This window comes from Bradyrhizobium valentinum (assembly GCF_001440405.1).
Lineage (GTDB): Bacteria > Pseudomonadota > Alphaproteobacteria > Rhizobiales > Xanthobacteraceae > Bradyrhizobium > Bradyrhizobium valentinum.
Map to the genome: position 1 here is coordinate 49319 of NZ_LLXX01000126.1, position 20233 is coordinate 69551.

The window sequence follows — 20233 nt, forward strand, 5'->3', positions numbered from 1 at the left end:
AACACAGTCGAGCAATCGTTCAAGAGATCGGCGAGAGGCTACGCGCGTTCCTGCAAGAAAAGCCAATCATACCAGCGGCTGAGCGTTGGGCCAAGCGTCGCCATTAAGCCGCTTTGGACAGCACAGACGGCTCGGCTGATATGGACGAGCAATGCCATCGGTGAAGCGCCTTGCGTCAAAAATTTTGGATGAGTACGGTGCGGCGCAATCCGAATTGATCGGCAAAGCCGTCGTGCTCACCGACGGAAAGGCAGGCACGGTCGAGAACGTTTGGCTGGATGAATTGCACGGGCTTCGGATTTCCATCGAAGGTCATGAGGGAAGATGGCCGGTCTCAACGATCAAGCTTCCGGAGTCCTAGACCTCGCTTCGGCTGCGGGTTACCCAGATCGCGCGCTTCTTTCAAAGCATTCCAATCAAAATGAAAAGCCCGACCTCGGTCAAGAAAGTGACGCTGTGTCGCGCGACCGTAAGGAACACGTCGCTCGCCGAGAGAGGGTTCACGAATGACTCGCATCTTGCGAAGCCCCGGGACTAGACCGTCTAATGTCCGCTCTTCCTTGGATTTTGTTGCAAAAGTCGAAAATCGAACGACCCCGAAAATCTCGCGAAAGGTGATTTTCAGAGAGCTGTAACGTTGCGAAGCGCCATCACGCCGCTACGCGGGTGGTCGTTTTTCCGAGGAGCGACGTGGTCCCTCACGTCGCCACGTGCAACACGCGTCAGCGTCCCTGAAAGCTTTCGTTCGCCACCCCAAAAAGACTTTTGCAACAAAATCCCCTGAACAGCAGACATTTGTCGGAACGGCGATCAAGGCCGCGTGGTGCCAAGAGGCGACATCGCATGGTTTAGTCTGAATATGAAAGAGGCCGCCAACTGAGGCGGCCTTACGGCTGCACCGCTACGTTGCAGGTGTCGCAATGGAAATCTGGGGCATGCTGGGTGCTCACGACCGTAAAGCCGCTGGGGACACCCTGAACGATTGGCGTGTCGGCATCTTCGTCCTGACTAAGGCTGGCCATGCCAGTCTTGCCGCAGGCCGGACACCGTAGACTTTCGTTCCACTCGTCCTTCATCCGAAGGAGTTTACCGGGCCCCAGCTTCGTTCCAATCCAAAACAGGGCAAATGCCTATTTCGGGGAATCGTTGCTTATTCCGGCGCTCGCAACCCGGACGACGATACCCATTCGTCAACGCGGGCAGCGGTCTCGGCCTGCCGCGCCTTTCTCAAAAGCCGTTCCCGCTCTTGACCCTGCGGCAGTTTCTCGGCCTCCGAGCGCAGGCGCTCGGCTTGCTGTCGAAATCGCTTGGCTTCATCTGCTAGCCGACTAGGAAAGGTCAGTATGTTTTTGAAACGGGCGTAGTGCGAGCTGCGTAGTGCGAGCTTTGTACGCACTTTAGGATGAATTAGGAGAGTTGCTTAGACGGCATGTGAGACGACGGAGTGCTTCTGGGCAATCGTCATCGAGATACAAATTCAACCGGTCTAACTTCAGAGCCCAGCTGGACTCTCTTCGTCCCAATTTCGGCAATCGCCTTCGATCGTATTCGGACCAATGGCCATCGGACCCAGACCCACTGTTTGAAAACGAGAAGCAGTTTCACGATGCGTAAGGACTCTCCAGCGTTCCGCTTCGCCAAGCCACTTCCAACTGTGTTGAGCATCAAGCGCGGCTCGGCGCCGGCACAATAATTCCATATCACGACAGCCTGCTAGGTCTTTCATGAGCAGCTCCTTAGACTTGCTTGTCCGCACTCTACGCCGCTCGCGCGACGTGCCACATTAAATCGGTGTGACCCATTCGAGTTGGCATTGCGTTTCCTGGATGAAGCGACAGTGCGCCTGACAGATGTTTCGCGCGGTTGGAGTTGATGGCCGTACCTTCAACAATTTCGGCGGCGTCGCCATCACCAACGTCCACAACAAGACCGTGATCAACAACACGACGATCACGCGGGTGAGCTTCAACGGCGGCACCGGCGGATGTTGTGCGACGTAACAGCGACCGTTCGTCAAAAGGCGCGACTTCCGGTATGGGTCATTCACGTCGGTTGGACCGGACCACGGCGACTTCCGGTCTACGCCGGTGAACGGACGTTCTCAGGATAGGCGGGCATGTCTCAAAGGTGCCACAACGGAGTTACTGGAGCGTAGAAAACGGACGATCCAATAAGGCCCGTGCCGCCAACGAGAAGGATATGCATTGAACTAATCCTTCGCTTGCCGGGCGCGATATCGCAGACCGCGAACCAGCTCCTCAAAGTACGGCAAGACCTCGAGCAGCGCGGTCAAGGCCAGCATCGTGACAATGTACGTCAGGGGTAGCGGCGATTGCTTCAGCCTGAAGGCAAAGTCAGGTGTTCCGTAGCCGAACAATGCCGCAAATGCTGGCCAGTGAAGCGCGATGACGAGCAGCAATCCCGTCAGCGGCAGCATTTCGAGAACGCTGTGCACGTGCTGCTCGGTCGGCGAAACCTCACGCCTCGACGACGCGTAGCGGACGTCCCAGATGGCTGTGGCTTCGTGGAAAACCAGAAACACCATCATCAACAAAATCACGCCCGAAGTGATTTCGAGGAACAGCGCGGCCAGGACCGGAACGGCCATCTCGGCAAACTGGGCAAGGTGCAGAACGGACTCTTTCCAGCCGCTGGTTTTTTCGATGTGACTGGCGCGATGGCAGAGGTAGTCGGCAAAGCCGGCGGCCAGCCACAGCGGCAGGACGAAATACATCAGCATCCCACGCAGGACCTCATCGGGCCCCATCTCAGATCTCCATGGCGAACGTGCTGCCCGATAAAGCGAGATCGACCCAATCGTTCCTAGCGGCGGAACCGACGGGCTTTGCTGCAACCCGCCGTTGTCGCAAGCGTCTGACACAAGCATTTCGGCGCGATCAAATGGCGTGGAACATCTGGAAGCGCGTTGTGGTTGTGGTGGAAATCGAATTGACGTTAGGTCACCAATGAAACCACGCAATTGCTGGCTTCCACTCTCATCACAGGCAGCGTAGCCAGCGTCGTTTCGACAGTCACGCTGGCCGCCCTGGCAAAAATGGAAGGGAAGCCTGCCGCGCAACCGTTGAACTCGACCAGCCATTGGCTTCACGGTGATAATGGAGCGCGTGTTGGCGGGGTCGACGCTGCACATACCGGGATAGGGCTCGCCACCCATCATGCATCAGCCCTGTTTTGGGCGCTCCCTTTTGAGACTTGTCTGGCGGTTCGTCCACCTCAATCATCAATCGAACTACTGCGAGACGCCGCCGTCATGTCGGCGATCGCAGCGGTCGTCGACTATGGAATCACCCCTAAGCGGCTTACGCCGGGATGGGAACTGACGTTATCCAGGCAATCGATGGCAGGAGCTTTTGCGGGCTTGGCACTGGGGCTCGCTGCGGGGGCCTATGTATCGCGATGGGTGCGTCAGAACTGACGCGCTGCGACGATGCATTAGGTGCTTAGGCATCTTTCGCAATGACTTGGATCATCGAGACAGCGCCGTCGACCGCGCCGCTAAGGTGCAAACAAACCGCTGGAGATCCTCCAGCGCGTCGCTTCTATTTGCGTTCTGCGATCTGTTTCTTCAGTTCGTCGATAAACTGCTGGGCGCTCTCCTGGGTTAGCAGCTCGCCGGATTTGTCCGGCACGTCCGCCTTCAGGCAGAGCGTCTTGAGCTCATCGCGTTGGGCTTCGGTCATCATCGGCTCTTCCGGCATTGTTCCACTCCTGCCTTTCGCTCATTTCATCGATTAGCTTTGATGCTTCGGCCTTCGCTGCATGTCCGGCTACCTTACTCCTGGACGCGGACAAGCGGGCCAATGGCCGGGGCGTTGATGGGTTGTCCTTTCACATCGAAGATTGAGCCGTGGCAAGGGCAGTCCCAGCAAGTCTCAAAACTGTTCCAGTGCAAATGGCAGCCGACATGGGTGCAACTCGCCGAATTCAAATGCAGCGCTCCCTCCTTGTCGCGATAGGCGGCAATCTTCTCAAGGCCGCGCCGGATGACGGCGCCGTCGCCGCGCGTCAGCTCTTCGAGTGAAGTGAGTTCGCCTGGGGCCACATACTCAGCAAAGCTTTTGAGCGCCGTCACATTCTCGGCCATGAAATTCTTCGCGGCCTTTAGCGGAACACGACCCGGCGCGTAGATTGTCTTCCATGGATGGTCTTCGCCCGAGATCAGGCCAGCATTCAGCATCGCGCCAGCAACGCCGTGCGTGAGGCCTTGTCCGGAATCGCCCATCGCGACATAGACATTTGTGCCCCCGGGGTCGCGGCCAATGAAGCCGGAGTAATCGATGGTGTCGAGCACTTGCCCTGACCAGCGATGCGTTTCTTTGCCAAGGCCGGAGATCAAGCCGCGCGCCCATGCTTCAAGCTTTCTGAACCGATCCTCCGCGTCGTCGGCTTCTCCGCTTTTGTGGTCCTCACCACCGACAAGAACGTAATCGGTATTTGCCTGGCCAGGCTGCAGGCGGACATAATGGTAGGGATCTTCAGTATCCCAGTAGAGGGCGTCGGGCAGAGCGCCGCGCTCGATCTCAAACGTGATCACATATGTCCGGTATGGCGCCGTCTTGGTGTGAATGGCGAACCGGTCAGAGATGGACGAGTTGGTCGCGACGACCGCATGCCGGGCGCGAATGACGCCGCGCGCTGTTTTCGCGGTCACAATGCCATTCTCTTCAGTCACTTCCTCAACCGGGCTGTCACGGTAGAAAGTCACGCCGTTTTCGCGGCAAGCCTTCGCGACGCCGGCAAGATACTTGAGCGGATGAAAGGTTGCCTGCTTGGGACAGCGTAGGACGTGACGATTCTCGCAGCCGTTGAAGGGCACGCCCATGAGCCTGTGGACCGGCGCGCCGACACCGCGGACTGCCTCCAGCTCTTCATCGATGATGCCTGCCGGCATACCTTGACCTTGAAAGAGGTAACCGTCGAGGCGGCGGAAGTCACAATCGATTTTCTCTTTCTTCTGGATTTCTTCAATGCGATCGACGGCAGCCGCCTGGCTGTCGCAAAAAAGCGTCGTCGCCTCCTTGCCCCTGATCTTCGTCATCTCGCTGACGAGATCATCGCACAAGGGAGCAAGATGAGCTGAGGTCCTCGAAGTCATGCCTCCGCAGATGCGTCCGCGATCGATGACAAAAACGGATTTACCTCGCTTGCAGAGCTCATACGCGGTCGAAATCCCGGCAATGCCAGAGCCGATGACGACGACGTCGCATTCCCGGACGCCGTCCAGAACTCCCGCGTCCGGGGCAATGTCAATATCCATCCAGAGTGATGTGCTAGCCATGAAACGTCCTCCCAAACACTTGAGAACGCTTACGTTACTGGCAAGGTTCCTACGTCTGGCCTTACGCGGCCAACGATTTACGGCCTAGCTAGCCTACGGATCGGACGCTTACTGAGGTGTCCGCAAGGCCCAAACCTGTCACCGTTATCCCAGGACACGTATGCTGCATTTACCAGCTGATGTGACCCGTCCGATGGCCCGAACGATGTAGTGCTGCTCTCCGAAGCCGTTGCCGCGCTTCGTGAGTTGGTCGCACGCGCGCGAGACGCCAACGATCGGTCGTTCGACGACGGCCATTCGGTTGATGCCTGGAAAAGCGATGAACTCGGTGCCGCGATAGAACGTGCCGAAGCGGTGATCGCGAAGGCGGAAGCCGCCATTGCTGAGCTACAGAGTAGGAGCTCCCCGAGTCGGCGCATTGCCACCCGAGACAGCTAGGGTCGTCAAGACCCGACGTCATGTGCAGCCTCCGGACGCATACTTTCCAATCAAGGCACTTCCCCTAACTCGATGAATTTGACGGCAACTCAATATCCCTTCCAACAAATCGAACGTTGTCGACGGCTCGACGCACGCTACGGTTAGGGGGCTCCCTACGGAATTTGAGATAGCACTGAAAGCGGATGGGGATTGCAACGGTGAGTTAGGGAGATCGTGAATTTCCAAGGGTTTGGAACAGCGTTTGTCGCCACCAATGGCTTTCGATCTGATCGAGCACGGCGAGATCGAGCATCGGCCGCAAGGTGCTGCCTTTCGGCAGCACAATCGCATAGCTCTCGCTGCTGAAGCTGGTGTCGACAACACGAACCGAGGCTGGGAAATCCTTCCGAACGATCCAGGTCAGAAGCGGCTTATCATGGACGAAGGCATCGATCGCGCCGCGGCTCAATGCAGATAGACCGCTTTGAAGGTCTGGAAATGCTCGAAAGGGAAGCTGCTCACGACTTAGGTAGTCGGTCGTCGCAGAGTTCCCGACGGCGCCGACGCGCACGGATCGCAGGTCGTTGAAGCCGTGAACCGCGCCTTCGAGCCCTCGGCGCGTGAGGGTGGAGGTGATACCTGCAGTGAATACTGCTATGGCGATGACGGAAGCGATCATCCACCCGGTTGCGACGATTCGCCCTGGAAGAGTTGCTGGCGCATTCTGAGCGGCTCCTGCCTGTGTCATGGCAATTGTCGACCACCAGAAGCTGGAGCCGAGCCCCTTGGCTCCTCCCCCGAAGTGTTCCGTTTTCCGGCGTTCCAGCAGCCAAATGAGGAAGCCGACCGCCATCGCAAAACAAAGCAATACTACGACAGCCTGGAAGAAGCCGAAGGAAAGAAGTGCCCGCCCTATCGATACCCACGCGCTTTCATTGATCGGCACCGCAATCCCGATTCCGGTGTTGTAGAAGGGTTGAGTAAAATCGACGCTGCGTGCGCGTCCAGCGGTTACAGTTACCGCTCCGACACCGGCGTCGAGGGTGCCCTTCGCGACGTCATCCAGCAGATCCTGCACGTTCTGGTTCTCGACCAAGCGAAAGCGCAGATGCGCTCCAGCAGCGATCTTTCTCCAGAGTTCGATGCTGATACCGCCCCAGCTCCCATCCGGCTGCTTCATCGCGAAGGGCGGGGCTTCCTTGGTCGCAACTACCAATTCTCTGTCAGGGACTGTGCCTTGGGCTCGACCTGCGCTGCAGCCGAGTGCAAGCACCGCCAGCGACACAAGGGATAGTAGGAGCGGTCGAAGTGCCGAAAAGGCTGTTTCACCTTGAGAGGCCCGATCTCGCTGCTCTAAACGGCTAAGGGCTTCCGGCGTGAAATCCTGCCCGTCAGATGCGCCGCGGTGGGGAACTGCCGGAGGTTGCTCGAACGAACTCATAGGGACCTTGATACGTATTGAAATCGGTCGACCGAAGCATTGCTATTTGGCGGCATTTCGTCATCAGGCGGGCGCCGACCAGCTCGGCCCGATGCGGAACCGACGTGCCGGAACGAGGTCAAGCTTTCGAGAAGCGGTGACGTAGTGAAGATCGGTTTCAACGTTCGCTCAACCCGCTCCTCCGCCGCAGGCGCCCTTCCTCGCGACCACCTGCAAGCACGCGACAATGCTGGAAGGACACGATAGTCATTGCGTAACCTCACTCCTGATCGAGGGCGCCAAGAGACATGGAAAGTGGCACCACAACGAAGAACGACCTCGGAACTCGACACTGAAACCGTTCAGCGGCTCGTCCAAAGCCTTGATCGTTCCCTGGTCGCCAGCGGTTTCAGCCCGCTTGAGGGCGGCAGTACAGAAGTTTACAGGATCGATCTCGTGGGCTCCGATCGCAACCCGCTGGTCCTCAAGATTTATCCGGACGAGCCCGAATGGAGACCGTCGAAGGAGATCCTCGTGGCAGGCTGGCTGAAGGGGCTGACGCCGCCCGTCCCTAAGTGGCTGCGGGTCGACGAGTCGCGCACTGTCCTGCCGCTGCGCTTCGCACTGTTGACGCTATTGCCTGGCCGCTCGCTCCGCCACTGGATGGCCGAGCCAGGTATCGACCAGGCCTATCGCCAAATGGGTGAGCTTCTCAGGCGCATTCACTCGGTGCCAATGCCCGCATATGGCTACGTGCTCGGCCACGGGATCGATAAGCCGAGATCCACGAACGCGGACTATATGACAGCGGCGTTCGAAGACGTGTTTCGGCGTTTCCGCGATCTTGGCGGCGACGCCGATCTCGGGCGCCACTGCAGCACTTGGCCGAAGGAAGCGTCGATCTCCTGGCCGAAAGCGACGGTCCCGTACTCTGCCACGACGACTTCCATTAGGGCAATGTGCTCGCGTCGCATGGCGGCGTCGGCGGCCTTCAGCTAAGTGGGGTCATCGATTTCGGAAACGCACGCGCAGCGGACAAACTCTTCGACTTGGCCAAGGCCCTGTTCTGTTCTTCGCACGAAGACCCGCGCAGCCATCGGCCCATCCTTGAAGGCTACTGCCAGGTCGATCACCCGGATACCGAGCGGGTGCTTTGGCTCTACACCCTTTTCCATCGGATCAGCATGTGGTGCTGGCTCACGAAGCTGGGCGCAGATGCGACGGCTGAGGATGGCCTTGGTGGACTTGTGCGAGATCTGCGCGAGATGGCCAGCTAGGGTTGGAGCGAGCCGATTGACCGCGCCCAGGTCGGTCGCAACGCGGCTGAGCTCGGAGCCGCGCCTGACAGCGGACCGTTCGAAGGTCGGCTTCGGGGCAAAAAGCGCCGTTTCGGGAGTCGGCCGGACACTTCCGGTCTGCCCCACTAACCGGACATATTCAGTTTCAGTTGGCATGTCTCAAACGTGCCAGAAGGCGACATTCGCCATAGAACATCGAGACTGGAGGCTTGTTGGAATCGATGTCGGCGACGACAGATTAGTGGGTAGCGGTGCGAAAATGTTCTCGGAAATTAGGAACGAGGCCGTAGCGGCCGAGTTAAGGCGACAAACTCACTATTGAGGGAGGAAGCCATGGCCCGTGCGACAGCCCATCCGGATCATCAATGCATCTCAAGCGAAGACATTCATGGAACCGAGGTTTATGGGGTCGGTGGAAAGAATATCGGTGAGATTGATCACCTCATTATCGACAAGGTGTCAGGTCGCGTGGCCTATGCCGTCATGAGCTTTGGCGGATTTGTTGGGTTAGGCCACAGCCATTATCCCATACCCTGGGGCGCTCTGACATTTGACACGTCGCTTGGTGGTTTTCGAACAAACATCACCGAGCAACAGTTGAGGGACGCGCCTGAGTTCAGTGATGACTCGTGGCAGGATCGAGACTGGGAAACGCGCACCCACCAGTACTACGGGACACCTACGTACTGGGAGTCGCGAGGTGGCCAAATACGCTAGGCAGCGCATCTGAACTGGCGGCTGGAGCCAGCCGGCCCATCAAAAGGCCCGCAGTGCTGAAAACACTGCGGGCCTTTTTTGTGGCCAACTGGATATCTGCTAAGGGTCGTTCGCGACAAATTGGCGATCTCCGCCTTGCGTCTGCTTTGCATCAATGAGCGGACGTTCCATCGTGAGGTTTCGGTAGAAGCTGGAGAGCGATTACCGTCGCCGCACTTTAGGCACTCAAGAACCATCGTTCGGCTCGTCAAAAAGCGTGGCGCGGCAGACCAGCGTCAGGCGGCCCAAGCCGGCTTGGCGTGCAGAGTACCCGGCACCCCGGACTCCTACGGAGCCGTCTTCAGGTGATCGTTTACGATCAGCGACTACATTTCCCTGTATGGAGAGCGAATATGATCCCGAGAGCGAAGCGGATGCGGCTATGAAGCTCGCCGTCGCAGCTCATGGCCTGGAGCGCTAGAAATGGCTCAATCTCGCCATCGCCTGGCGAGAACTCGCCCGCGGACGGCCGGCCCGACAACCCCATAAGACCAACGTGGAGGCAGCCTAGCCGCAATCGGGCGGGCACTCCGGGCAGGTGTCGCCGACCGAGTCCAGCACGTCCTTAACCGCTAGCCTCGTCCGGAGAGACACCGAACGGAGGATCCCCACGGGCAACGGTGAGGGCGCCATCCCGGGCATGCGGATCGGCGCGGTCCTGCATCCAGCCGTGCTCTTCGCACGCGGATCGCGCCCACCTTGCAGCAGGGAGATCGCCCATCCGTGCAGCGTCCGGATCACCGGCCGCTGTTCTTTCGTCATCAGCATCGGGAAATTCCTGCCCTGGAGCGCTTTAGCCCCTCAAGACTGGGAAGCTTCCGCGCTTTGTTGAAGTGCCACTGAAACGGCGACGTTCGATTGTCAGCGCCTTGTGCTGCCCAGCTACAGGAAAACGGCGAGGGCGAGGGAATATTGCCTTCCGCGATTGTTCAGCGGTTCACGCGGAATGCCGCCGGAGAGTTCGAGCCGATGACGGCAGGCTCTACCCGGGTTGTCGCCTTACCCATCGGCATGCCGGTGTTTTCCAAGGTCGAGCGGTATCTGGGGCTGTCGGCTGACGAATGCTTTCAGCAGCAGGCAGGGGCGGTCATCGTCAGTGGCTAACCCGGTCGCGGTTTTCCTCGGCGTAAGTGTTCTTCGTTGCTTGCTCGGTGATGTGCTTCTCGGCGCGGGTCCGACTCCTGTTACGCATGATACCGTAAGCTATCACCAGACCGAGAACGGCAGCGCCGATGAACCATAATGCGACCGGAAGATGGGAGCCAGTTTCCAACGGCAATCCCTGCGCAGCGAGATCGTCTGGAAACAAGGCCAGGACGAGTAGCGCCAGAAGGATCACGGCCGTTTTCAAGGTTCCGCCAAATGATCGCTCACACTGTGAAATTGGAAGCATCTCAGTGTCCTCCCTTGTAAGTTGAGAACCAATTGCGGTGGACCGCTAACGTTCCAGACCGGACACAACAGAACTACGATCGGCACCGCCTGTAGTCCCCCATCCTCGCATCCAGCCATGAAGGATCGGCAAGGATCAAAGGCGTGCATCACATGTCCTCACGCACGCCCTTGAAGAACGGATGCCTTACTTTGCCTTCCGCTGACTTCGCCCGGTATTCGATCTCGGCGAGCAGCTCCGGCTCGGCCCGGATGCCCTTGTGCGCGATCCGCTTGGTGTAGGGCTGCGTCTTCCGGATCAGGGGCGTGAGACGCTTCCGCAGCTCGGCGGCGGATTTTCTTATCAAAGCTGTGATCAACCTTGCCGGCGTAGATCAGGTCCTCGCCCTTGCGGCGGCCGACGTAGATGCCGTCCCAGTCGTTGCCGCCGAGGGCGAACCTAGCAATGGTAAGAGTCTCGCGCTGGGCGCAGATTTTCTTGACCCGGTCGCGGCTCCGTCCAGAACCATACCGTCTATCCGCACTTTCGAGACGACACCCTCCAGACTACCTTGCAGGCGTGCGCGTACATGTCCGGCCCATCGACCTCGAAGCTCTCGCTGAACTGGATGTCGGTCCCGTCGATGATCTTCTTCAGGTGAGCCTTGCGCTTGATGAGCGGCAATTTCCGGAGGTCGTAGCCGTTCAGGTTACAGCAGGTCGAAAGCGACCATGACGATCCGCGTTGACTTGCCGGGCAGCTCGTTCTGCAGCACCGAGAAATCCGTGGTGCCATCGGCGGCGGGCGCTACCACCTCGCCGTCGGTGATCGCGCTGCCTGCGTTGATCAGGTAGGCATCGGCCGCGACTTTGCTGAAGCGCTTGCTCCAATCATTGCCGCGCCGGGTGAAAACCCTGATCACATCATTGTGGATTTGGAGCTGGACGCGGTAGCCGTCGAACTTGATCTCATGGATCCAGCGGTCGCCGGACGGCACCTTCTCGATCGATGTCGCCAGCGCGGGCTCGACGAAACCGGGAAGGGCGCCTTCACGCCGATCACCGCCGGCTTCTTGCGCTGAAACGCCACGCCAAAAACTCCAACTCAACAAAAATAGATCGTTTCAAATGCGCCGGGGTTCGGATTCGTTCCTGAATTGCTATGCTGCTCCAGCGCCCGGGAACATTCGGACAGATAGTGAACCCAGCGGCGGTTTTTGCCGGGAACCTTTTCTATTCAATCCCATCCAACCGGACGGCTACCAAGCGCCGATCAGAAGGTAGGCGGACTCGCGCAGAGCCGACAGATCCGTTTGTCACCGGTCGTTGCCGAACTAGTCCTGCTCAAAGGGGACACCTTTCGAACCATCATAGGAGGTAACCATGGCACGATCTCGTTCGACTTCCATGACAAGACGAAACATTATCACCGGGCTGGCGCTGGCCGCCGCCCCGGCGGCTTTGGCTGGAGCTGGCAACGCGTACGCGCAGACGCAGCAGACCAAGCCCGAAAAAACTCTGTATGAGCGGCTGGGCGGTGTTTTCGCCATCGCGGCAGTAGTTGATCACTTTAGCGATGCCGTCGTGAAGAATCCCATCGTTGGCCAGAAATCCAAGAACCCGCAGCTGCGGCAATGGCACACCAAGAACCTCACGAGGCTGCCCGGTCTCAAGTTCATGCGCACGTTATGGGTCTGCGACGTTTCCGGTGGGCCTTTACAGTTCAAGGCCACCAAGCCCGGGACGACACCGCTTGGCCTTGAGGAGGCCCACCGCGAGCTCCGGATCTCCCCGGCAGAATTTGACGAGGTCGCAGCCGAACTCGCTCGGACTCTGGATTTTGCCAAGGTTCCGAAGCGCGAGAAAGCCGAAGTCCTGGCAGCCTTCGCCGCCCACAAAGACGAGGTCACTGCCGGTTACCTCGCGCGCAATAAGCGGGGCTGAGGCATCCAGGTTTTTTCCACAAGCGATCCCACTCAGCCGAGGACGAGCTGGACTGTAGTTGCTTCGTAAGGTCCGCTTCGTGCCAGCAGCGCATCTCAGGTTGAGGTGCACTGTGTATCGCTATGTCTATCGAGGAACCGGCAGACGGGAAGCAACGTTTTGTTCCTGTCAACATAGGGAGATCGTTATGCGCTTCATTGTCCTCGTTCTAGTACTTTTGCTGACTGAAACTTCGCTATCTTTTGCACAGGGTCACATGGGCACGCCACAAGAGCAGCAGGCCTGCAGACGAGATGCGCAGCGCTTTTGCCGACAGCAATTGGGCGATGATGGAGCGGTTCAACAATGCTTGCAGCAGAACAGGACCAGACTGAGCAAGAGCTGCCAAAAAGTATTTGCCAGCCATGGCATGTGAGGCTCTTTGTTCTGGGGTTTAATGCCGGCTCGTTGCACGCGTTGAAAATGGGCAAGACCGTTTCCAGAACAGTAAAGCCGGGCGTCTCTGCTGATCGGCTGAGGCAAAGTTGGACGAATGAGGCGGGAGTTCGCAGTCGATCGAGCTCGCCGTCAAACGTAAACGCTGGTTTACGTTTTAAGCGTCGACCGCCCATGCATGAGTGTGACTGACGCTTGGGCTTGAACAACTCAACCTCCGCAGGATCACGCTCCTGAGAAATTCGGCGTGGTCGGCGAGGTTTTTACGACGTGGTGGTAGTCCTTGGGGGAGCCACAGGGTATCGGCGACGGGTGACAGTCTACAACAATGCGTTCTCGTCTCGTCCAGATAGAGGGCATTTCTGCGAACGTTGGGGCGACCGCGCTTCAGTAATGTCCTCCGAGGAACCCCTGCGCAACCCTATCGTTGTCCCGGTATCGCACACAGCAAAGGAACACGATCATGGATCGCGAACATGTGAAGGGCGCTGCCGACAAGGCAAAAGGCGCCATCAAAGAAGGTGCCGGTAAGCTCAGTGGTGACAAGGACATGGAAATCGAAGGCAAGATCGATAAGGCCAAGGGATCCGCCCACAACGCCGCGGGAGATGTGAAGGATGCAGCGCGGGACGCCGCTGACGCCCTCAAAAAATAAGCAAGAGGGATGACCAAGAACTAGCCGTCTCCGGGCGGCCTTTTCTTTGCCTAAGCGATGGCTGAGCGGCCGCATCGCGAATTACGGGCCGCTGGGCCGAATGGTATAGACGAAGTCTGCTTTACCCCTAAGAAACGGACTTCAGCAGGACGTGCCGCTATGTCCGTTCGGTGCACAAATTCGGAAGTCCGGGCGTTCAACTCGGCAGTCCGCTTTACACATGCCGAATGACAGTTGGCGAATCCTCCGACCAATTATGCTCGCCGAATGCACCAACTATTTTCGAAACTCAACCTATGCCCAATCCCAAAAGCATCATGCCCTAGTCTTCGTCCGGCTCGCGCACGACTGGGATTTGTCGGCGCGGTTCTCTTCCTCTTCCTGTTCGTCCTCATCCTCTTCAGCATCATCAGGATCTCTGGGCGGCACCGTGTTGCCCATGATCACGAAGGGACTCCAGTCGATCAATCTGGTAGAAAATTCCTCGCGGACGGGTCATCCTGTTGCTCCTCGGGTGTGGATCCTAGTGGGTTTTACCCCTCCGGTCTCCGCATTAGCGCCGCACCGTTTATGCCATCGGTGGTCCGCCTGCGGCGGCCTATATTCGTGTTGCGAGCTAAGAGGCGGGCATCTCGGTCACGCCGCCAAAGCCGATGACCTTCAACTCTAGTCGGAAAGGTGGGACTTCGTCTATGCGGAGCGGACGATATTCCCATCCAACGGCGGGCCATCCCCGTGAATGATCCCAAAGGCAAAGCATTTGGTGGTAGTATGGAGATAGGGAACTGGGGAACAGACCCCAATGGCTCTAGATCAGACCAAACGCAAGCTCGCGGCTATTCTCGCCGCCGATATTGCCGGCTATAGCCGGCTGATGGGTGCGGACGAAGAGGGCACGCTCGCCCGCCTCAAGGTGCTTCGCCGCGAGTTGATCGATCCGAAGAACAAGCAACATCACGGCCGCATCGTGAAAACGACCGGTGATGGAATTCTAATTGAGTTTCCAAGCGTGGTGGATGCAGTTCGCTGCGCGATCGAGGTTCAGCAGGGCATGGTCGAACGCAATGCCGACGTACCGCAGGAGAAACGAATTGAGTTTCGCGTCGGAGTTAATCTTGGGGACGTGATGATCGAAGGCCGAGACCTCTATGGCGATGGCGTCAACATCGCGGCACGACTTGAGGCGCTGGCCGAACCTGGCGGCATATGTATCTCACGTACAGTCCTCAGTCACGCGCGCGATAAGGTGTCTTTCGATGTCGAGGACGCGGGCGAACAAACGCTGAAGAATATCGCCCGGCCTGTCCACGTTTACCGTATCATCATCGATCCCAGCCAGCGGTCCGCGACGCGCAAAGCTGAGATCCCGGCGCTCGCCTTGCCCGACAAACCGTCCGTCGCCGTGCTGCCATTCACCAACATGAGCGGCGACCCCGAGCAAGAGTTCGTCTCCGACGGGATCGCCGAGGATGTGATCACGGCACTGTCGCACTATCCCTCGCTGTTCGTCATCGCCCGGAACTCGTCCTTCACCTACAAGGGTCGAGCGGTCGATGTGAAACAGGTCGGACGCGAGCTCGGCGTGCGCTATGTGCTCGAAGGTAGCGTGCGCAAGGCCGGCAATCGGATCCGCGTCACTGCGCAATTGATAGAGGCGGGAACCAGCAACCATGTGTGGGCCGAGCGCTACGACCGCGATCTCGCCGATATTTTCGCGATGCAGGACGAGCTCACCGAAGCGCTGACGACCGCCCTGGCCCCCGCCATTGCAGACGCCGAGCTGCGACGCGCCATGCGCAAGCCACCGGAGAGCCTCGATGCCTGGGCCGCCTATCAGCGCGGTCTGTGGCATCTGAGCAAAGCGACCCCAGACGACGATGCGACGGCAGAGGGTTTTTTTAAGCAGGCAATCGAGCTCGACCCGACCTTCGCCGGCGGCTACAGCGCGCTCGCCTTGTATCAGTTGCAAGCGGCCGCGATTTACCAGAAGCTGGATCTGCCGAACGCGCAACGCTCGGCCGAAGCCCTGGCCCGTCGGGCGGTCGCGCTCGATGGCGCCGATGCAGAATCCCGTTCATGCCTCGGCTGGGCCTTGCAAGCGCGCGGCGACGCCGACGGTGCGTTGGCGGAGATTGAGCGAGCTCTCTCAATGAGTCCAAATCTGGCCATCGCGCATGGCCACAGAGGCGCGACGTTGATCTTCGCAGGACGGCCAGGGGAAGGGCTCGCGGCTCTCGAAACCTGTATCAGGCTCGACCCCCGCGATCCGTATCTGGCAGTACGTTTGTTGCACGTTGCGTGTGGTCTGTATTTCTGCGGCGAATACGAGGCTTCGATTGAAGCCGCGCAACGGCTGATCCGGTCGTTTCCCGATTTTCCGATGATCTACCGCTGGCCCGCGGCGGCGCTGGGCCAACTTGGGCGCACAACGGAAGCGAAGGATGCATTGGAGAAGGCCGTCTCGTGCGCACCGGGGGCATTCGACATGTATGTCCGCAAGAGAGCTCCGTGGTTTCGGCCGGAGGACCACGCTCATCTCGTCGAGGGTCTGCGCAAGGCCGGCTGGAATGGTTGAGGCCGCATTGATGTCCGTCGGCTTACCCGATCCGGACGACCTGTGATTTACAGGCGAATGTCCGATATGCGTCCAGGCTGTGTGAAAACGCGTGAGTCTAGGACATGCATAATTGTTTTCTCAATTGTCGTCTCCCGACAGAAGTTGCCAGTGCAATTGGTTTCCGCATTGACGAAATTGAGGACAGATGCCCTACACGCAGATTGAACGACGGACTTTTCACAAGCCGGACTCTGACGGAAGATCCGGTTTTGACGGATTTTGTTGCAAAAGTCGGTTGAGAGAGGCCTCGAGGCGTGATTCCGTTATGTTGACGCGAATCGCGACGAGGTCGATCCATGATGGGCCGTCTGAAGAGACGACCAAGGTCAACTGTTCTACGAGTTTCATCTTGGCGACGCGATTCCTGAAGATCATCTGGTGCGGAGGATCGATGCTGCTCTCGATCTGTCCTGGCTTCGCAGCGAGCTTGCATTTCATTATTCGTCCATAGGTTGCCCGTCGATTGATCCGGAATTGATGATCCGGATGCTGATCGTGGGGTTCGTATTTGCGGTAGCTCGTCTTGTCGGAGCTGGCCGGAATTGTGAAGACGAGACGAGCGCTGGTTGCGTGATCGTCGTCGCGGCTTTTGAATCGCCAGCTGTCATTGCCGGTCTCGACGATGTCACAGTGATGGGTCAGGCGTCGAGCAGCGCGTCCGCGTAGCGACCCAGTCCTCGCGCCTCAAGCCACTCGCGAAGTTCTGCCATGTTGGCCCTCGCGGAGTTTCATGTACATCTTGGCTTTGTCGTGCTTCACGATACTTGCAAGCACTGCCTCGGTCAGCAGTTATTGGTCACTTCTGTCTCCAACGCATGGAGACATTTGGTCGATACACGCTGGTCGTGGGATATGTCTTTGCGATCCGCTCGGAGCGATTGATCTGTCGTGAAGTGCAGGTGAACCTCGCCTATCGCTGGTTCTGCAAGCTCGGTATCGAGGATGCTATCCCAGATCATTCGGCGTTCTCGCGCGCCCGCAATGAGCGCTTCCGCGAGGGAGAGGTTTTCCGTCGCGTGTTCGAGCGAGTTGTCGAGGCGTGTATTGCTGCCGGCCTGGCGGGTGGGGAAGGCTTTGCCGTCCATGCCAGCCTGATTGCTGCCGATGCCAACAAGCAGCGCTCGATCGGGACCGTACTGGCACAGAGATCGCGATCCCAAGAAGTCGAACCGCGCGGTGAAGGAGTATATGGCGACCCCTCAACGATACGGCGTGGGGCGCTGCCAGCGAGGTTGTGCCGAAGTTCGTCTCGCCATCCGATCCTGCGGCCCAGTGGACCGGCACTCACAAGGGGCCGGCCTTCTTCGCTTAGTCCGACAACTATCTCATCGATGTGAAGTTCGGCGTTATCGTTGACGTCGAGGCCTCCCGCTGCATTCGGCAGGCGGAGGTCGGGGCGGCAAAGACCATGATCCAGCGAACAGAGGAGCGCTTCGGCCTCAAGGCGGAGCGGCTTGTCGGGGATACGGCTTACGGTGCGGCTCCGATGCTGAACTGGCTGGTCGAGGAGAAGGGCATCGCGCCACACATCCCCGTGTTCGACAAATCGAAGCGGGATGACGGCACCTTCTCGCGCAGCGACTTTCAATATGATCGGACCAACGACGTCTACCATTGCCCCGGCGGCAAGCAGCTTGGGACAAGCGGCACCGTACATGACGGCAAGACGCTTCTGTATCGCGCCAGCAAGCTCGACTGCGATGTATGCCAACTCAAACCAAAGTGCTGTCCGAAGACCCATCGCGCAAGATCCCGCGCGACATCCATGAGCGCGCCCGGGATGTTGCCCGTTCGCTCGCCAGTACCGAGGGCTTCGAGCAGTCGCGGAAGGAGCGCAAGAAAATCGAGATGCGGTTCGCGCATTTAAAGCGCATCTTGAAGCTCGGTCGGCTTCGACTGCGTGGACCGCGAGGTGCCCAGGACGAGTTTGTCCTTGCTGCCATCGCCCAGAACCTGCGGCGGCTCGCGTCGTTGGTTGCGCGACCGCCACCCGCTCATGCGCCGTGTGTTGCGTAGCGTAAGAGTTGCGTAGAGAGCGCCGGAGAGCCGGCGGACAAAGCCGATCGCCGCTAGTGAAACGGCCAACCAACATCCATCGGTCACAGCCGACTTTTGCAACAAAATCGGCCATCTCCGGACACGACCCGCTGAGATCGCCCCAAGGGCGGTGGTCTTGGTGAAAGACTAGTCTAGCCGCATTCCTCGTAGCTGGTGAAGCGGATCGTGTCGGGATGCCGGCTCAAGAACGGCGCGAGCACTTCGGTCTCCCAAATCTTCCAGTTCGGAGGATAGTCACCGAAAGGCAGCGGGGCGTCCAAACGACCCATAGGCTTTCCCAGGGTTGACGACTCTCGAAGACCCGGACGGCGGCGTAGGCACCTCGCCGTGCGCCCTTGAAGCCCTTGAGAAAGCGGTGCTCGACGAGGCCGGGCAGGGCGAACAGGCCGCGTCGCTCGGCGTCCCGAACCGCGCGCTCGAAATCAGTATCAGTTACATCGGGCCTCAGGTCGTACTCATGAATGCTGATCACGCACGCCATGCGACACCTCCAAATCGACACTCACGCTCATGTCCGATGCTCGGCATGGAAGACGAGCTTGGCACGCTCAAGTCAACGTTGTCATAGACGTCTCCGTGCTCGATGATGAACTCGGGGAGCCCGCTGGACGAGCTCCTTGGCAATGTCCGCAAGGCAATGAACCCGGCCGGTCGTCTGCTCCTCGTCGAAATGGTGCTGCCCTCGGCCGACACACCGCATCCAGGGAAAATGGCCCGACATGACGATGCTCGTCAGTATGGGAGGTCAGGAGCGAACCGAGGTCGAAACGTTTCTTGCTGCAGTGCGCCTAAGCATGCATCGAACTAAATGATAGTTGGGGCATCGGTATTTATTCACCTTTATCGCCTGGAGAATTTCTCCAAGTGCAGGAACAGAGCATCATGAGTTTGCATTGTTCATTTGGCTTTCCATTTGTTTGTGAGGCCGTTCATGCGTGTTTTTTTTGGAATAGTCGCGATTGCGATAGCCCCGGCCTGGTTGGGCGTACATGTAAATTCTGCTGCAGCGCAGACATTCAATGATAGATGGTCCATCATTCCAAAGGCGCAAGCAGAACCGGCTCCTGAGCCGCTAGACCAGACTAGGCAAGATCCGCTAGAGCAACCTCCGACTGGAGAACCGACACTTCGTCCGGAAGGTCGCTCGGCTCCTCGATCTTCCAACCGGGTGTTTTCCGGAAAAGCCTCTTACTATTCATATCCGACAGGAAAAACAGCGAGTGGTTCCTCGTTCAATCGGGATTCGCTGACCGCTGCCCATCGCAACCTGCCGTTCGGAACAAGAGTTCGTGTAACTGATCTTGTGAGCAGCAGGTCTGTAGTAGTTCGTGTCACCGACCGGGGACCCTGGGTTCGCGGCCGCGTCCTCGATCTTTCACTCGGCGCTGCGCGCAGTTTGGGGATTACGGACCGCGGCGTGGCGCAGGTTCGCGCTGAGGTGCTTTAGCTTGTGTCTGCTAGGGGAAGTCTCGCAGCAAGGATGGAGACACAAAGTCTCAGGAGATGAGCCGCGGGTGCGTCATCCTTCGATAGCAGCCTCCACCATCGAGCGCACAGGGTCGAGCATGTCTCGTAAGGGTCCAGAAGCGGACGTGGGCCAAACCCAATGCCGTGTCCGCTATGGGGCCGATCGTGTTGAAAAAGTCGAAAATCGAAGGGCTTCGAAAATCTCGCGAATGTCGAGTGTCGATGATCTCAGCCGCTGCAAGCCTCTGCAGACTCGATGCGAGCGTCGGTGGTCGCTTTTGCGTTAACCGATGCGGTCCCTCACATAGCAGCGCGCGAGACGCACGAGCGGTCCTGAGAATTTTAGTCATCAGCCCAAAAGGACTTTTTCAACACAATCGGGCCACGAGCGGACCAATACGGCAGGTCTGCCTGCAGATAGTGAGCATGCTTCTTCACCCCAATCACGATCGCCCGCGCAGCGGCGTTATCTCGCAATTGCCGCCTTGTGGGG

The 20233-nt window shown here is 58.6% G+C and carries 19 protein-coding genes and 6 pseudogenes; 15 read left to right on the forward strand and 10 right to left on the reverse strand.

What is annotated here, in order from left to right; translation table 11 throughout:
* Positions 1–151: 151 nt before the first annotated feature.
* Positions 152–361, forward strand: coding sequence for a PRC-barrel domain-containing protein (locus tag CP49_RS21860; RefSeq protein ID WP_057852260.1), 210 nt, complete (start codon positions 152–154; stop codon positions 359–361).
* Between the two features lie 1489 nt (positions 362–1850).
* Positions 1851–2000, forward strand: a complete 150-nt coding sequence (locus CP49_RS44925; protein WP_156438574.1) for a hypothetical protein — start codon at positions 1851–1853, stop codon at positions 1998–2000.
* A 209-nt stretch (positions 2001–2209) separates the two neighbouring features.
* Here CP49_RS44925 and CP49_RS47580 read toward each other — a convergent pair whose 3' ends face one another.
* The 3 genes from CP49_RS47580 to CP49_RS21875 all read right to left on the reverse strand — a co-directional run bounded on the left by CP49_RS47580 (position 2210) and on the right by CP49_RS21875 (position 5299).
* Positions 2210–3178: a hypothetical protein gene (locus CP49_RS47580; protein ID WP_245310802.1), complete on the reverse strand. Its 969-nt coding sequence runs from the start codon at positions 3176–3178 to the stop codon at positions 2210–2212.
* 382 nt (positions 3179–3560) lie between these two features.
* On the reverse strand, positions 3561–3719 hold the full coding sequence (locus CP49_RS43085; protein ID WP_082646154.1) for a DUF3072 domain-containing protein: 159 nt from the start codon (positions 3717–3719) through the stop codon (positions 3561–3563).
* Positions 3720–3793: 74 nt separating this feature from the next.
* Positions 3794–5299, reverse strand: coding sequence for an FAD-dependent oxidoreductase (locus CP49_RS21875; RefSeq protein ID WP_057852263.1), 1506 nt, complete (start codon positions 5297–5299; stop codon positions 3794–3796).
* A 210-nt stretch (positions 5300–5509) separates the two neighbouring features.
* Between CP49_RS21875 and CP49_RS21880 the strand changes: the two genes are divergently transcribed.
* Positions 5510–5737, forward strand: a complete 228-nt coding sequence (locus CP49_RS21880; protein WP_057852264.1) for a hypothetical protein — start codon at positions 5510–5512, stop codon at positions 5735–5737.
* 205 nt (positions 5738–5942) lie between these two features.
* On the opposite strand, the gene CP49_RS21885 is transcribed toward CP49_RS21880, so the two are convergent.
* Positions 5943–7160, reverse strand: coding sequence for a transporter substrate-binding domain-containing protein (locus tag CP49_RS21885; protein ID WP_245310803.1), 1218 nt, complete (start codon positions 7158–7160; stop codon positions 5943–5945).
* Between the two features lie 249 nt (positions 7161–7409).
* On the opposite strand from CP49_RS21885, the gene CP49_RS21890 reads away from it, so the two are divergent.
* The 3 genes from CP49_RS21890 (at position 7410) to CP49_RS21895 (ending at position 9154) form a co-directional block, all read left to right on the forward strand.
* Complete coding sequence (locus CP49_RS21890) at positions 7410–8138, forward strand: phosphotransferase family protein (RefSeq protein ID WP_245310804.1); 729 nt, start codon at positions 7410–7412, stop codon at positions 8136–8138.
* Positions 8099–8416: a phosphotransferase gene (locus CP49_RS47585; RefSeq protein ID WP_245310805.1), complete on the forward strand. Its 318-nt coding sequence runs from the start codon at positions 8099–8101 to the stop codon at positions 8414–8416. The genes CP49_RS21890 and CP49_RS47585 overlap by 40 nt, the downstream gene beginning before the upstream one ends.
* A gap of 354 nt (positions 8417–8770) precedes the next feature.
* Positions 8771–9154 carry a PRC-barrel domain-containing protein gene (locus CP49_RS21895; RefSeq protein ID WP_057852280.1) on the forward strand — a complete coding sequence of 128 codons (384 nt, stop codon included), beginning with the start codon at positions 8771–8773 and terminating at the stop codon, positions 9152–9154.
* Between the two features lie 546 nt (positions 9155–9700).
* Here the strand turns inward: CP49_RS21895 and CP49_RS47590 are convergent.
* A pseudogene (locus CP49_RS47590) lies at positions 9701–9961 on the reverse strand (hypothetical protein).
* Positions 9962–10162: 201 nt separating this feature from the next.
* Here CP49_RS47590 and CP49_RS48700 point away from each other — a divergent pair.
* Complete coding sequence (locus CP49_RS48700) at positions 10163–10297, forward strand: hypothetical protein (protein WP_276326847.1); 135 nt, start codon at positions 10163–10165, stop codon at positions 10295–10297.
* On the opposite strand, the gene CP49_RS21910 is transcribed toward CP49_RS48700, so the two are convergent.
* On the reverse strand, positions 10287–10544 hold the full coding sequence (locus CP49_RS21910) for a hypothetical protein (RefSeq protein ID WP_245310806.1): 258 nt from the start codon (positions 10542–10544) through the stop codon (positions 10287–10289). The two genes, CP49_RS48700 and CP49_RS21910, sit on opposite strands and share 11 nt — an antisense overlap.
* A gap of 190 nt (positions 10545–10734) precedes the next feature.
* Positions 10735–11654, reverse strand: a pseudogene (gene ligD / locus CP49_RS21915) (non-homologous end-joining DNA ligase).
* Between the two features lie 293 nt (positions 11655–11947).
* Here ligD and CP49_RS21920 point away from each other — a divergent pair.
* From CP49_RS21920 to CP49_RS21930, 3 genes are all read left to right on the forward strand, one after another.
* Positions 11948–12508 (forward strand): group I truncated hemoglobin, encoded by a 561-nt coding sequence (locus CP49_RS21920; RefSeq protein WP_057852266.1) that lies wholly within the window; start codon positions 11948–11950, stop codon positions 12506–12508.
* Between the two features lie 187 nt (positions 12509–12695).
* Complete coding sequence (locus CP49_RS21925; protein WP_057852267.1) at positions 12696–12923, forward strand: cysteine rich repeat-containing protein; 228 nt, start codon at positions 12696–12698, stop codon at positions 12921–12923.
* Positions 12924–13406: 483 nt separating this feature from the next.
* Positions 13407–13598, forward strand: coding sequence for a CsbD family protein (locus tag CP49_RS21930; protein WP_057852268.1), 192 nt, complete (start codon positions 13407–13409; stop codon positions 13596–13598).
* Positions 13599–13913: 315 nt separating this feature from the next.
* Here CP49_RS21930 and CP49_RS48705 read toward each other — a convergent pair whose 3' ends face one another.
* Entirely contained in the window at positions 13914–14045 is a 132-nt protein-coding gene (locus CP49_RS48705) for a hypothetical protein (RefSeq protein WP_276326565.1), read from the reverse strand.
* A gap of 355 nt (positions 14046–14400) precedes the next feature.
* On the opposite strand from CP49_RS48705, the gene CP49_RS21935 reads away from it, so the two are divergent.
* Positions 14401–16173, forward strand: a complete 1773-nt coding sequence (locus CP49_RS21935; RefSeq protein WP_057852269.1) for an adenylate/guanylate cyclase domain-containing protein — start codon at positions 14401–14403, stop codon at positions 16171–16173.
* Positions 16174–16545: 372 nt separating this feature from the next.
* Positions 16546–16731 (forward strand): annotated as a pseudogene (locus CP49_RS47595) (transposase); the annotation flags it as partial.
* 72 nt (positions 16732–16803) lie between these two features.
* On the opposite strand, the pseudogene CP49_RS46190 reads toward CP49_RS47595, so the two are convergent.
* Positions 16804–16874, reverse strand: a pseudogene (locus CP49_RS46190) (ATP-binding protein); the annotation flags it as partial.
* Positions 16875–17054: 180 nt separating this feature from the next.
* Between CP49_RS46190 and CP49_RS43095 the strand changes: the two are divergent.
* Positions 17055–18231: pseudogene (locus tag CP49_RS43095) on the forward strand (transposase); the annotation flags it as partial.
* Positions 18232–18404: 173 nt separating this feature from the next.
* On the opposite strand, the gene CP49_RS46195 reads toward CP49_RS43095, so the two are convergent.
* Complete coding sequence (locus tag CP49_RS46195; protein ID WP_197423180.1) at positions 18405–18542, reverse strand: hypothetical protein; 138 nt, start codon at positions 18540–18542, stop codon at positions 18405–18407.
* Positions 18543–18556: 14 nt separating this feature from the next.
* Here CP49_RS46195 and CP49_RS46200 point away from each other — a divergent pair, with 14 nt between their 5' ends.
* Together CP49_RS46200 and CP49_RS47600 are read left to right on the forward strand one after the other, a co-directional pair.
* Positions 18557–18841, forward strand: coding sequence for a hypothetical protein (locus CP49_RS46200; protein WP_057852275.1), 285 nt, complete (start codon positions 18557–18559; stop codon positions 18839–18841).
* Positions 18842–19432: 591 nt separating this feature from the next.
* Positions 19433–19720 (forward strand): annotated as a pseudogene (locus tag CP49_RS47600) (septal ring lytic transglycosylase RlpA family protein); the annotation flags it as partial.
* Between the last annotated feature and the right edge of the window lie 513 nt (positions 19721–20233).

Coding starts and splice junctions, on each gene's coding strand:
- CP49_RS21860 (WP_057852260.1), top strand. CDS start 152: ATGCCATCGGTGAAGCGCCTTGCGTCAAAAATTTTGGATGAGTACGGT.
- CP49_RS44925 (WP_156438574.1), top strand. CDS start 1,851: ATGTTTCGCGCGGTTGGAGTTGATGGCCGTACCTTCAACAATTTCGGC.
- CP49_RS47580 (WP_245310802.1), bottom strand. CDS start 3,178: ATGATGGGTGGCGAGCCCTATCCCGGTATGTGCAGCGTCGACCCCGCC.
- CP49_RS43085 (WP_082646154.1), bottom strand. CDS start 3,719: ATGCCGGAAGAGCCGATGATGACCGAAGCCCAACGCGATGAGCTCAAG.
- CP49_RS21875 (WP_057852263.1), bottom strand. CDS start 5,299: ATGGCTAGCACATCACTCTGGATGGATATTGACATTGCCCCGGACGCG.
- CP49_RS21885 (WP_245310803.1), bottom strand. CDS start 7,160: ATGAGTTCGTTCGAGCAACCTCCGGCAGTTCCCCACCGCGGCGCATCT.
- CP49_RS21895 (WP_057852280.1), top strand. CDS start 8,771: ATGGCCCGTGCGACAGCCCATCCGGATCATCAATGCATCTCAAGCGAA.
- CP49_RS48700 (WP_276326847.1), top strand. CDS start 10,163: ATGACGGCAGGCTCTACCCGGGTTGTCGCCTTACCCATCGGCATGCCG.
- CP49_RS21920 (WP_057852266.1), top strand. CDS start 11,948: ATGGCACGATCTCGTTCGACTTCCATGACAAGACGAAACATTATCACC.
- CP49_RS21925 (WP_057852267.1), top strand. CDS start 12,696: ATGCGCTTCATTGTCCTCGTTCTAGTACTTTTGCTGACTGAAACTTCG.
- CP49_RS21930 (WP_057852268.1), top strand. CDS start 13,407: ATGGATCGCGAACATGTGAAGGGCGCTGCCGACAAGGCAAAAGGCGCC.
- CP49_RS21935 (WP_057852269.1), top strand. CDS start 14,401: ATGGCTCTAGATCAGACCAAACGCAAGCTCGCGGCTATTCTCGCCGCC.
- CP49_RS46195 (WP_197423180.1), bottom strand. CDS start 18,542: ATGGGTCGTTTGGACGCCCCGCTGCCTTTCGGTGACTATCCTCCGAAC.